The following is a 13,022-nucleotide window of genomic DNA, read 5'->3' on the forward strand; positions in this document are numbered from 1 at the left end:
GGTCTTTCAGCCACGAATCATTACATTCGGGTCAAATGTCTGACTTTCCCGACGATATGCCGTTTTTCGGCGATGACGACGCTCCGGCAGGCCGCACGCCTGCTCCCGGTGGCATTGCCGCACGTGCCATGGCAGCACGCAACCAGCAGCGTGGCGAGCCTGATTACCTGAAAGGGTTGAACCCCGAGCAACGTCAGGCAGTCCTGACGACGGAAGGTCCTGTTCTGGTGCTTGCCGGTGCGGGCACGGGAAAAACGCGCGTTCTGACAACGCGTATTGCACATATTCTGACCACCGGCCTTGCCTATCCAAGCCAGATTCTCGCCGTGACTTTCACGAACAAGGCCGCGCGCGAAATGAAGGAGCGTATCGGTCATCTGGTCGGAGGCGCAGTCGAAGGCATGCCGTGGCTCGGCACGTTCCACTCGATCGGTGTCAAGCTTTTGCGTCGCCATGCGGAGCTTGCAAATCTGACATCGGATTTCACGATCCTCGACACCGACGACGTGATCCGGCTTATCAAGCAGCTCATTCAGGCTGAAGGGCTTGATGACAAGCGCTGGCCTGCCCGCACCTTCGCCAACATGATCGATGGCTGGAAGAACAAGGGATTCGGGCCATCCGATATTCCGGAAGGCGATGCGCGCTCGTTCGGCAACGGTCGTGGCCGCGAGCTTTATCAGGCCTATCAGGAGCGCCTGCGCACATTGAACGCCTGCGATTTCGGCGATCTTCTGCTGCATCCGATCCGTATCTTCCGCAATCATCCGGATATCCTGCGCGAATATCACGCGAAGTTCCGCTACATTCTGGTGGACGAATATCAGGATACGAATACGGCGCAATATTTGTGGCTGCGTCTGTTGGCGCAAAGGCCGCAGACACGTAACACAGCACCAGCGCCTATTCCGACCGAAGGTCGGCAAGCCCGACCGGGCGTCGCGCCTGATGGCGCGCCCCCGCGGAGCGAGCCGCGCAGCGGCGACAGCGTGAGCGCAAACAAATCAGCACAGGTAAACCTGTGCTGCGTCGGCGACGACGATCAGTCGATTTACGGCTGGCGCGGAGCAGAAGTGGACAATATTCTTCGCTTCGAAAAGGATTTTCCGGGCGCAGTCGTCATCAAGCTTGAGCGCAATTACCGCTCCACAGCGCATATCCTCGGTGCAGCCGCCCACCTGATCGCACATAACGAGGGTCGCCTAGGCAAAACGCTGTTTACCGAAGCACCCAATCCAGACGATCCACGGGTCAAAGTTCATGCGGCCTGGGACTCGGAAGAGGAAGCTCGTGCTGTCGGCGAAGCCATTGAGCAGGCCCAGCGTCAGGGGCATCTCCTCAACAACATGGCGATCCTCGTCCGCGCTTCTTTCCAGATGCGTGAATTCGAAGACCGTTTTGTCACGCTCGGCCTTAATTACCGCGTCATCGGCGGCCCGCGCTTCTACGAGCGGCTCGAAATCCGTGATGCGATGGCATATCTGCGTGTCGTTGCACAACCGGCAGACGATCTGGCGCTGGAACGCATCATCAACACGCCTAAGCGTGGTCTGGGCGAAGCCGCGATCCGCCAGATCCATGACTATGCACGTGCACGCGATATTTCGATGTTTTCCGCGGCCTGCGATCTCATTGAAACCGAGGAATTGAAGCCGAAACCACGCTCCGCACTGCGCGAAGTGGTCGAGAATTTCCTGCGCTGGCAGTCCCTGATCGACAACACGCCGCATACGGAACTGGCCGAAACCATTCTGGATGAATCCGGCTATACGGCCATGTGGCAGAATGACAAATCGGCAGAAGCACCGGGCCGGCTTGAAAACCTCAAGGAACTGATCCGTTCCATGGAGGAATATGAGAGCCTGCGTGGATTCCTTGAGCATGTCGCACTCGTCATGGACGCCGAACAGAACGAGGATCTGGATGCCGTCAACATCATGACGCTGCATTCGGCCAAGGGTCTGGAGTTTGAAACCGTCTTTCTTCCCGGCTGGGAAGAAGGCCTGTTTCCGCACCAGCGCGCGCTTGATGAAGGCGGACGTTCCGGCCTTGAGGAAGAGCGCCGCCTCGCCTATGTCGGCGTGACCCGCGCCAAGAAAAACCTGCATATCTGGTTCGTTTCCAACCGACGCATCCACGGCATGTGGCAATCGACCATTCCTTCCCGTTTTCTGGAAGAACTACCGGAAGCGCATGTGGAAGTGGCCGAACTGGAAGGCAATTACGGCGGTTATGGCGGAGGCTATGGACAGTCCCGCTTCGACAAGGCTGATCCATTCCAGAATTCCTATTCGACACCCGGCTGGCAGCGCGCGCAGCAGAATCGCTCCGATGCCACCCGTAACAACTGGGGTTCTCGTTCGGGCAGCAAAGTGGAACGCATCGGCTATGGCGAGACCGATTCCGGTTTTGGAGCTGGTCGTGGCTCCATCAAGGGACGCACGATTGACGGTGAACTGGTGGCTAAGTCAGTGGCCGACAAGCCATCGGCCTTCAAGGCGGGCGACCGCGTGTTCCATATCAAGTTCGGCAACGGAACGATTTCGCTTATTGACGGCAACAAGCTGACCATCGATTTCGACAAGGCCGGACAGAAGCGCGTTCTCGATAGTTTCGTCCAGCCGATCTAGTTTCCATCACAGATGAAGGATCAGGGCAGCCGGATTATTCCGGCTTGCCCTTTGCCCATGTGACGTCACCCTTGTAAAGCGGCACGGTTGAAAGCGACGTTTTCGCTGAACCGTCCTGAACCTGTGTCGCATGGGCGAGATAGAGCAGAGTATTGTTTGTCTTGTCGTATATGCGCGTGATGACAAGCTTCTTCCAGATCAAGCTTGTACGCTCGGAGAACACCCGTTCCCCGCCCTTACCGAGATCGATATCTGCGATAGTGATCGGCCCTGTCTGCTCGCAAGAGATGGACGCATTGGACGGGTCCTCAAACCAGTTGCCTTTCTGCAGCCGGTCGATCATGCCGCGCGAAAACGACGCCAGATGACAGGTTACGCCCTGCACTTTCGGGTCCTGTACCGCATCGATGACGATATCGTTTCCAAGCCAGTCGACGCCAACCTTGCCAACTTCTTCAGCCGGAGCGGCCGAAGCCGCAACGACCAACATGGGAGCAAGCAACAACCCGGCAAAACGCTTCAGTCCGACCATATCTTCCAGCCTCCAGAACTGTTGTGATGCCAAGGTGGGTAAACAATTGCGGCTTTGCAAGAGCCGGAATTCAGCCGCTCCACTTTTCCAGAAACGCCTCGATTTCGAGCGTCTGGATGTCTGGAACCGCTTCATAGAGCTTTTCCACCGACCAGTTCCACCATTCGAGTTCGAGCAGTCGGTCTATGACAGCATTATCGAAGCGTTTGCGGATGAAACGAGCGGGAACACCGCCGACCACATGATAGGGTGGCAAATTCTTCGTCACGACCGCATTCGCGCCAATCACGGCACCGTGGCCAATCTGAACGCCCGGTGTGATGACCGCGCCGTGGCCGATCCATACATCGTTACCGATGATCACGCGCTGCTCCTGACGGCTTGCCCGGAACTCGCCATCAACGCCCAGATAACGAAAATATTCATTCGGTCGATAACTGACTTTATGAGTCGTGAGCCGCTCCATCGGGTGTTCGAGAGCATTGATGCGAACATTCGCAGCAATTGAACAAAACTTGCCGATCTCGGCATAGATTCCCTCGCCGTTCCGCTCGAAATAAGTGAAGTCGCCGACCGTGACTTCACGAAGAATCACACGCTCGCCAATATCGGCATACCGTCCCAGCTTGACGGATTTCAGCTGAGCCGTCGAATGAATGCGGGGTTCGCTGTTCTGGAAACGGAGATCATCTGACGACATCATTGCAAACTCACCTCAAGCTTCCCTGCAGCGCAGTCAGCTCTGGAACGAACTGCTTAAGCCGCTTCCTGCGAACTATCTTGCTCGCCGGAAAGATAATCCTTGATAACATTCGGCAGAACATCGTCAAACTTCGCAATGAGGGCCTGGTGAATTTGGGCTCGAAAAGCGGGCTCGAAACGCTCAAAACCCTGCACGCAGCCGAAGGGCGCTGAACCGGCCTCGATCGCCTCAAGTTCTTCCGCCCAATGTTTTTCCTGGACAAAATCCAGATAAGCCAGTTCTCTCGCCGGACGAACAGAAGCTTTGTGCCGCAAAATCTCCAGATGATTGGCGAGAGCAACCGTATTGAACTGTTCGATATCGCGATATCGAAAACCGACCTGCCGATTCAGAACATCGGGACGTTCGGTGAAAAAAGCCGCCAGCGTGCTGCGCCGCAACGGATGTGGGTGATGATGGATCGACATGAATCGATCCTTCATGCCAGCAGTGACAGCGCCTTTCCATTGCGCCATGCGGAATTTCGGAAACGTATATTCATACCGCGATATCTTGCCAAGCAAATGGCGCAGCTTGTACTTCCAGCGTGTGTTTTCAGGTCGCACCCAATCGCCATGAAGAACAGGGCGCTCGTTCTCATAAAGATCGGATACTGTCAGCGGAGCATTCACGAAGAAATCGTCGTTGGAATAAATAAAATGCTCCGACAGCCCGGGTATCCGCCACATCGCACCTTCAATAGCGCGGGCGTTGAACGAAGGGCGAGCAGCCGGCAAACCATCAAAAATATCATCATGTGATACGATCTGGATAAAAGAAGCATCACATTTGCCCTCATGCTTGAATGCATCGAGGAAACGGGGCTTCTGATGATCGGTGATGATGAAAATGCGCTTGATGAACGGGGCGAATTTGATGACGGAAGCGATGTTATAATAAATCTCGCCATTATCGAGATAACGTTCGTTTGTAACGGCTTCGAAATGCGTGCGATCAGAATTTGGCGCGAACCTTTTTCTGGCAGCCATATGCGCGGGATCCTGCCCGTCAACCCAAGCGATTACGTAATCGACTTCCAATATTGCCCTCACAAGAAATTGCAATTTTATGACCGAAATATATCAGTTCGATCAACCTTGCAAAAAGAAAGAACGAAGAAGCTGTTCAACTTTGGTCACGCGGATGAGACAGGAGCCAAACTGTGCGAAGAGCCATTATCCACCGCGCGACAAATAGTCAAAAGTTTCAGAAATTATTGAAAATTGAGCAAATGGCCGTACATTACCGCCATGCTCTTCATGATGCAGGATGCGGCTATATCGACCGTTCTGCAGCGCATAAAGAAAAGATAGATTGTTGATCAGCGCATCAAGGCGCGTACGGAAATTCAAGGCTGACTGGACATGAAAAAATTCCTGCCCATCTTCATCATCGCCTTCATCGTCGTTATCGTCGGCGCTGCGGGTCTCAATCTTTTCCGAGACAAGGAAGCGGCTAAAGAACCCTTCGGCGGTCCGCTTAACCTTGTGACCATGGATGGCACGCCTTTCACCGAGAATGACCTGCGCGCTGCGCCAGCAGCAATCTTTTTCGGCTTCACCCATTGCCCGGACGTCTGCCCCACCACGCTCTATGAGCTTGATGGCTGGCTGAAGCAGCTTGGGCCGGAAGCCAGTGACATCAAGGCTTATTTCATCACCGTTGATCCGGAACGCGACACGCAGGAAGTCATGAAGACCTATGTCGGTAACGTTTCCGACCGCATCATTGGCATCACCGGTACACCACAGAATATTGCTGATATGGTCAAATCCTACCACGTCTATGCCAAGAAGGTTCCGGGCGAAGACGGCGAATATACGATGGATCATACAGCATCGGTATTTCTGCTCGACAAAGGCGGTCGCTTCCGCAGCACAATCGCCTATCAGGAAAACCCGGATACGGCTCTGGAAAAGTTGAAGAATCTGGCCAAAGGCGCTGCAAAGAGCTAAATAGAATCTACGAAGCATTTCCATCGGAAATGCGTCAGAGCCTGAATCAAAAAGCGGCATGTGTGTGCGAAAATGGTGATTTTCGAGTACCGGAGCGCAATGTACTTCTGAGCATGGTCCCGAAAAGTTGCAGACTTTACGGATAAGACTATGCACCAGAGAAAGCTACATGAGCACCGGAACGCAGAAAAATTGCCATTTGCAACCATACAGGTCGGCTTTTGGTACAGACTCTCAAAGATAGAGAGCTTTATTACTTCATGGCCCAGTCACGACTTTTCTTTTCGGCGGATAAGGCAGAAGCCGAGCGCGTCTACAACATTCTCGAACAGGCTTTCGAGGAAGACGGCTTCCCCATCGCTATCACCGAAATCGATGAAGACCGGCAGATTTTCGAGGTGTCGGTTTATGTCGAGGACGATGCCGAAGATGTCGCCAAGCGGATCGATGCGTTGGTGGGTGCGGACATTTTCTCCGTTGAAGAACTGCCCGACATCGACTGGGTCACGCATTCGCTGGAAGGTCTGAAGCCTGTCAGAGCCGGGCATTTCTTTGTCCATGGCTCGCACGACCGCGACAAGATCGAAGCAGGCGACATCCCCATTGAAATCGATGCTGGTCTTGCCTTCGGCACCGGCCATCACGGAACGACGGCAGGATGCCTTGAACTGATCGAGGAAACTGTCAACGGCGAACATCCGACCAATGCGCTCGACCTTGGCACCGGCAGCGCTGTTCTTGCCATCGCCATAGCCAAGCTCGCTCCCATTCCTGTACTGGCTACCGATATCGATCCTGTCGCCGTCACCGTCGCCGCAGAGAATGCCGCCAAGAACGGTGTGGCAGAACATATCGTTACGGCAACGGCGGAAGGCTTCGGCCACCCGATCTTCCGTTCCTATTCGCCATTCGACCTGATCGTCGCCAACATTCTTGCCAATCCGCTTATCGAGCTGGCACCTTCCCTCAAGGAGCATCTGGCATCCGGCGGTTCCATCGTTCTTTCCGGAATACTTGACAGTCAACACGATGCAGTGCTCGCTGCCTATCAGGCACAGGGACTCACCCACCAAAAGACGCTGCATCGCGAAGGCTGGGTAGCAATTCATCTGAAATAACAGGCCGTTTGAACCACGGCGTATTCCTGTTTTGAGCGAGTTAAACCTATGGCTTTTCAGAGTTTCGACGTCACCACAAATCCGGCCAATGGCGGCCCACGCGTTGCGAAGCTGCGCGCGAAAATGGCCGAACTTGGCCTTGACGGATTTCTGGTTCCTCGCGCAGACGAGCATCAGGGTGAATATGTTCCGCCCCATGCGCAGCGCCTTGCCTGGCTGACCGGCTTCACCGGATCGGCCGGTGCCGCGCTCGTCCTCAAGAATAGCGCCTATATCTTCGTCGATGGGCGTTATGAACTGCAGGTCCGCGCCCAGACGGACCCCAAGGTCTTCTCCTATGAAAGCCTCGTTACAAATCCGCCGGCTTCCTGGCTGGCAGAAAACGGCAAGGGCCTGCATATCGGCTTCGATCCTTGGCTCCATACCATTTCCGAAGCCCGCAATTTACGTGAAGCACTGGAGGCTCAGGGCGGTCAGCTGGTCCCGGTCGAAACCAATCTTGTCGACGCCGTATGGGACGATCAGCCTGAAGTGCCAACGGCAGAGGTCACAATTCAGCCGGCCCGTTTCGCAGGACATGAAGCGGAAGACAAGATCAAGGAAATACAGGCAGCCGTTACCGCAAGCGGCGCCAGCGCAACTGTCCTGACTGACCCGTCATCAGTCGCATGGGTGTTTAATATCCGCGGCAAGGACGTATCCAACACGCCGCTTCCGCTAAGCTTTGCCATCATTCCTGCGAAGGGTGAGCCAGAGCTTTTCATCGATGAACGCAAACTTGCCATTGAACCGCGCGCCTATCTGACCCAGCTCGCCAAGCTCTCGGCACCGAGCGATCTGGAAGGGCATCTCAGTGCTCTCGCGGCCAAGGCAGAAGCTATTCTTCTAGACCCGACTCTTGCGGCTGAGCAGCTCCGCCTCGTTGTCACCAGCGCAGGCGGCAGTGTGATCGAAGGCAAAGACCCTGCCCGTATTCCACGCGCAATCAAGAACAAGGCTGAACTTGATGGCTCACGCGCCGCCCATGAGCGCGACGGTGTGGCTATGGTCAATTTCCTCTCATGGGTCGACGGCCAGAAGCCCGGCACAATCGATGAAATCAGCGCAGCGCAGAAGCTGGAAGAATCGCGTGCCGATGCCGGGCGCGACTTCCAAATGCCGCTGGAAGACATATCCTTCGACACGATCTCCGGTGCGGGGCCGAACGGCGCAATCATCCATTATCGCGTCAATACCGACACCAACAGAACGCTTGAAGATGGCGAGCTATATCTGGTCGATTCCGGCGCACAATATCGCGACGGAACTACCGATATCACCCGCACCGTCCCCATCGGCAAGGTAACGCCAGATACGATCAAGGCATTCACGCTCGTGTTGAAAGGTGTGATTGCGATCACGACGGCTCGCTTCCCGAAAGGCACACGCGGGCAGGATATCGACGTTCTGGCGCGCATCGCATTATGGAAGCATGGTTTCGACTATGCGCACGGAACCGGCCACGGCGTCGGCTCCTACCTGTCAGTGCACGAAGGCCCACAGAGCATTTCGAAAAAGGGCGCGCAGGAACTGCTGCCAGGCATGATCCTTTCCAATGAACCGGGCTATTACAAACCCGGTTCATTCGGCATCCGCATCGAAAACCTTATCATCGTTACCGAACCGGAAGTGCCGGAAGGCGGCGACATTGCGATGATGGGCTTCGAAACACTGACGTTCTGCCCTATCGACCGTCGTCTGATCGACAAGTCGCTTTTCACGCAGGAGGAAATCGACTGGCTGAACCGCTATCATGCCAGCGTGCGCGAGAAGCTGTCCGGCCACCTCAAGGACACTGAACGCAAATGGCTTGAAGCGGCAACCGCGCCGCTTTGATAATGCATTCACACCGTGAAATGGCGTAGCGCGATCAAAAGCGCTACGCCCGCAAAGAACATGGTCATCATGCTGAGCCGCAACGAAAGCACGATGCAAACCGCGAGCACGAGCAGTTCCCGCCAGCCATGATCCGAAGCAGGCGCGGCCACGATGGCCGTCAGAACGGCTGCAGGCACGGCGTTGAGCGCCGCTTCCACCCGGTAATGCACACGGCTGAAGCGTGACAGGACCAGATGCCCGCCAATACGGGTGAGATAGGTGCAGAGCGCGCCTACGAGAATGATCCAAATCGTGGTGGACATTTACGCCTCCCCTTCGCGTGGCTTGGCAATAATCGCCGCAAGAACAATGCCGCCGAGTGCACCCAGCGAAACATGCCACGGCGACCCCACGAACTTGTAGGCTGCCACGGCTGAAATCGCACTGACGATCACGACCGGCAACCAGTTCTGCCGATGGCGGAAACTCATCACCATGCCGAGAAAATAGATCGGCAACAAAAAATCGATGCCGAAGGCGTAGGGATTCGTGATCAGATTGCCGAACAGCCCGCCAATCAGCGCTTCGAGAACCCAGGTCAGATAGAATGTGAGCCCGATGGCCATATACCAGACGAAGGTGACCGGCTTACCGGCTTCCGCTCGTTGTTCAACTTCCGCATACTGGATGTCTACCAGTACGAAAAAGGCCAGTGCCTTCTGCCATGGCTTGAAGTGACGGATACGCCGACCTGTGCTCGCCGAGTAAAGCACGTGCCGGAAATTGACGGCGAAGATCGACATGACGATCATCCACGGCGCAATGTTCTGGCCGAAAAGATCGAGCCCGACCATCTGGCTGGCACCGGCATAGATGATGGAACTCATGAACACCGCTTCGGCGAGCGACAATCCGTTATCGACAGCAAGCGCACCGAACAGCAGGCCAAAGGGCGCGCCGACAACGACAAGCGGAAGTCCGCGCCGGACACCGTCAATAATATCGGCGCGCGCTGAAGCCCTTACGGGCCGAAAAGTCTGATCCACGAATATTCACTCCTCCGAATGAAGAGTAGTTAGGAAATTCTGCGGCCCGTTGGAATATGATTTCCCAAAAAATCATACTATTAAACAGCAATGCCGCATTTGCGCATCACTCATAAATCCGGCTGATGCATTCATGAACGATTATGATTGTTGTGGAACGGTCTTTTCGATTTTGTGCATCCAGTCTACGAGCGGACGAGCCCGTTCGGTGAAGTCGACAAGACGATCCGCCAGATCGGCACGGGTAATCGTTTCAGGGTCGATTTCTATCCGCACCGAGAAATGCCGATTGCGAATTGCTTCCAGCAAATCATCATCGGTCACGGCCTCGAAACCACGTGGCGTGCGTTTCAGCCGGTCGTAATCGCTGATTTTCAAACCATTTTTCTTGAGTTTCGCGACCATGGCGCGGAATTCTTCCGGCTTCTCTGCAATGGCCGTGCGTATAGCCAGAAGCAGTTCCTTCTTTAGGCCCCACCAAGCCACACAGGCGTAACAGTCGCGGACACCTGGCAGGCCGATGCAGACATAGAAGCAGCCACTCTCGTCCCATTTGGTACCCGATTGCGACAGCAGCGCAGACAGGTGACGGTTATAGGGGGCCTTGTCCTTGGAAAACCGCGTATCCCGTTTGATGCGGAACTGCGATTTCACACGGTCGCCCTTGAACGGCAAACCGGCTTTTTCAAAACGACCCGTCAATTCCTCGACAAGATCGCCAAGCGGTTCCTTCAATTGCTGCTCGAAAATATCCTTGTTCTCGACGAACCATTCGCGATTCTGGTGAAAATCCAGAGCTTTCAGAAACGGGATCGCTTTTTCACCAAAACCGCTGAACGGGGCCATTATTCTTCTCCGACCAGTGTAAACCAGGCGTCTTCATCAATGACTTCGATTCCCAACTCGGATGCCTTGGCGAGTTTGGAACCCGCCCCCGGTCCGGCCACCACAAGATCGGTCTTTTTCGAAACCGATCCAGCCGTCTTTGCTCCGTAGCGCTCAGCCATGGCCTTTGCCTCATCGCGCGACATACGTTCCAGACTGCCGGTAAATACCACCGTCTTGCCTTCGACCGGCGAACCGGTCGATACGAGTGCAACTTCGTCTACAGGAGTCACTCCTGCTTTGAACAAGTTGTCCAATACTTCGCGATTATGCGGCTCCGCATAAAAATCCACGACAGCTTCAGCAACGATGGAACCGATGCCCTCAACGGCAATCAGTTCCTGCCAGGCTTCATTGCCCTTGTCGGTGCGGTCACCCTCTTTTGGCGGAACTGCTTCCAGAGCAGCTTCTTCAAAGGCAGCATAAGACAGATAGGCGCGCGCAAAGCGCTTGGCATTCACCTCACCAACATGACGGATACCAAGGCCGAACAGAAAGCGATGCAGGGCAATCTCGCGCCGATCATTGATCGCATCATAAAGCTTCTTCACGGAAGTCGCGCCGAAACCTTCAATGTTCTCCAGTTTCTTGAGAGGCGATTCAGCCTGTCGCTGTTGCAGCGTGAAGATATCCGCAGGCGATTTGATCTTCAGTTTGTCATCTTCGGCATGGAAGAAGAATTCGACCTGCTTTTCGCCAAGGCCTTCAATATCGAACGCATTGCGCGATACGAAATGACGAATGCGCTCGACCGCCTGCGCAGCACAGGTCAGGCCGCCGGTGCAGCGATAGACCGCCTCGCCCTCTTCGCGCACGGCATGACTGTGACAGACCGGGCATTCATGCGGGAACACAAACGGCGTTGCATCGGCTTTGCGCTTCTCCAACACGACATCGACAATCTGTGGGATCACATCGCCTGCGCGCTGCACGATGACCGTATCGCCGACGCGAATATCATGCTCATCAGCACGAATACGCTCACCCTTGAGTCCGATACCCTTGATATAGTCCTCGTTGTGCAGCGTCGCATTGGTGACGACCACACCACCGACGGTGATTGGCTCCAGCCGCGCCACTGGCGTCAGCGCGCCGGTGCGCCCGACCTGAATGTCGATGCCGCGCAAGATCGTCGTAGCCTGTTCTGCCGGAAACTTGTGCGCAATGGCCCATCGTGGGCTGCGCGAGCGGAAACCGAGCCGCGTCTGCAGATCGAGCCGATCAACCTTATAGACGACACCGTCAATGTCGTAGTCGAGCTGAGCGCGCTCAAGACCGATGGCGCGGTAATGCGCGAGCAATTCGTCTGCACCGTGAAGCCGCTTCGTCAGCGGATTGACCGGGAAACCCCATTCGCGGAAAATCTCGACCATGCCCATCTGCGTATCGGCAGGCATGTCCGACATTTCGCCCCAGGCATAGGCAAAGAATTTCAGTTTGCGGCTCGCCGTCACCTTGGCATCGAGCTGGCGCAGGGAACCTGCTGCCGTGTTGCGCGGGTTCACATAAGTCTGCTTGCCTTCAGCGGCCATCTGTTCGTTGAGCGCGAGGAAGTCACTTTTGGCCATATAGACCTCACCGCGTACTTCAACGACGGAAGGCGCTCCAGCCGGAAGCCGGTTCGGAATTTCGGCAATGGTGCGGATATTCGTCGTGACATTCTCGCCGGTTGTGCCGTCACCGCGCGTCGCGCCGCTAATCAGAATTCCATTCTCGTAACGGATCGACATGGAAAGCCCATCGATCTTCGGTTCAGCGGTAAATGCAATGGAATTATCCGGCAGCGGCCCCAGGAAGCGATAGACACTGCCCACGAAATCGCGGACGTCATCGTCTGAAAACGCATTGCCGAGCGAAAGCATCGGGCGTGCATGAACAACCTGCGCAAATTTGGAAACAGGTGCTGTACCAACACGCAAGGACGGGCTGTCTGTCCGCACCAGATGCGGGAAGCGCGCTTCAATCGCATCGTTACGCCGCTTTAGCGCATCATACTCGGCATCCGAAATCTCTGGCCGGTCATTGGCATGATAAAGCTCATCGTGATGCGCAATTTCAAGCGCCAGCCGTTCCAGTTCTGAAGCGGCTTCAGGTTCAGTCAGTTTTTCGACGGGAGTATCGGTCATAAGCGGAGCAAAACCTGCTGATTCAATTTTGCTCAACATAGCCAAGAAATGGCATCGCGCCTACACCGACCCGACATTACGAACATGCATATCCCCTGACAGCGTCATGTCAGGAGACGAGCGCACTATCT

The 13,022-nt window shown here is 55.3% G+C and carries 11 protein-coding genes; 4 read left to right on the forward strand and 7 right to left on the reverse strand.

What is annotated here, in order from left to right:
• Positions 1–35 precede the first annotated feature (35 nt).
• On the forward strand, positions 36–2,630 hold the full coding sequence (locus KWJ32_RS13085; RefSeq protein WP_012091766.1) for a UvrD-helicase domain-containing protein: 2,595 nt from the start codon (positions 36–38) through the stop codon (positions 2,628–2,630).
• Positions 2,631–2,664: 34 nt separating this feature from the next.
• Here the strand turns inward: KWJ32_RS13085 and KWJ32_RS13090 are convergent, their stop codons facing one another.
• The 3 genes from KWJ32_RS13090 to KWJ32_RS13100 form a co-directional block, all read right to left on the reverse strand.
• Complete coding sequence (locus KWJ32_RS13090; RefSeq protein WP_010659748.1) at positions 2,665–3,162, reverse strand: CreA family protein; 498 nt, start codon at positions 3,160–3,162, stop codon at positions 2,665–2,667.
• Between the two features lie 70 nt (positions 3,163–3,232).
• Entirely contained in the window at positions 3,233–3,865 is a 633-nt protein-coding gene (locus tag KWJ32_RS13095; RefSeq protein ID WP_012091765.1) for a DapH/DapD/GlmU-related protein, read from the reverse strand.
• 53 nt (positions 3,866–3,918) lie between these two features.
• On the reverse strand, positions 3,919–4,893 hold the full coding sequence (locus KWJ32_RS13100; protein WP_012091764.1) for a hypothetical protein: 975 nt from the start codon (positions 4,891–4,893) through the stop codon (positions 3,919–3,921).
• Positions 4,894–5,268: 375 nt separating this feature from the next.
• Here KWJ32_RS13100 and KWJ32_RS13105 point away from each other — a divergent pair, with 375 nt between their 5' ends.
• The 3 genes from KWJ32_RS13105 to KWJ32_RS13115 all read left to right on the forward strand — a co-directional run bounded on the left by KWJ32_RS13105 (position 5,269) and on the right by KWJ32_RS13115 (position 8,852).
• Positions 5,269–5,859: an SCO family protein gene (locus tag KWJ32_RS13105; protein ID WP_010659745.1), complete on the forward strand. Its 591-nt coding sequence runs from the start codon at positions 5,269–5,271 to the stop codon at positions 5,857–5,859.
• A 260-nt stretch (positions 5,860–6,119) separates the two neighbouring features.
• Entirely contained in the window at positions 6,120–6,977 is an 858-nt protein-coding gene (locus KWJ32_RS13110; protein WP_029929026.1) for a 50S ribosomal protein L11 methyltransferase, read from the forward strand.
• A gap of 48 nt (positions 6,978–7,025) precedes the next feature.
• A complete protein-coding gene (locus KWJ32_RS13115; RefSeq protein ID WP_012091762.1) occupies positions 7,026–8,852 on the forward strand; it encodes an aminopeptidase P family protein in 1,827 nt (608 codons plus the stop codon).
• An 8-nt stretch (positions 8,853–8,860) separates the two neighbouring features.
• Here the strand turns inward: KWJ32_RS13115 and KWJ32_RS13120 are convergent, their stop codons facing one another.
• From KWJ32_RS13120 to ligA, 4 genes are all read right to left on the reverse strand, one after another.
• Entirely contained in the window at positions 8,861–9,157 is a 297-nt protein-coding gene (locus KWJ32_RS13120; protein WP_012091761.1) for an AzlD domain-containing protein, read from the reverse strand.
• Entirely contained in the window at positions 9,158–9,880 is a 723-nt protein-coding gene (locus KWJ32_RS13125; protein ID WP_012091760.1) for an AzlC family ABC transporter permease, read from the reverse strand.
• Positions 9,881–10,021: 141 nt separating this feature from the next.
• On the reverse strand, positions 10,022–10,726 hold the full coding sequence (locus tag KWJ32_RS13130; protein WP_151610090.1) for a TIGR02453 family protein: 705 nt from the start codon (positions 10,724–10,726) through the stop codon (positions 10,022–10,024).
• On the reverse strand, positions 10,726–12,891 hold the full coding sequence (gene ligA / locus KWJ32_RS13135; RefSeq protein WP_151610091.1) for an NAD-dependent DNA ligase LigA: 2,166 nt from the start codon (positions 12,889–12,891) through the stop codon (positions 10,726–10,728). Before ligA ends, KWJ32_RS13130 begins: the two co-directional genes overlap by 1 nt.
• Positions 12,892–13,022: the final 131 nt, after the last annotated feature.

The organism is Ochrobactrum sp. BTU2 (assembly GCF_024539785.1).
GTDB lineage: Bacteria > Pseudomonadota > Alphaproteobacteria > Rhizobiales > Rhizobiaceae > Brucella > Brucella anthropi.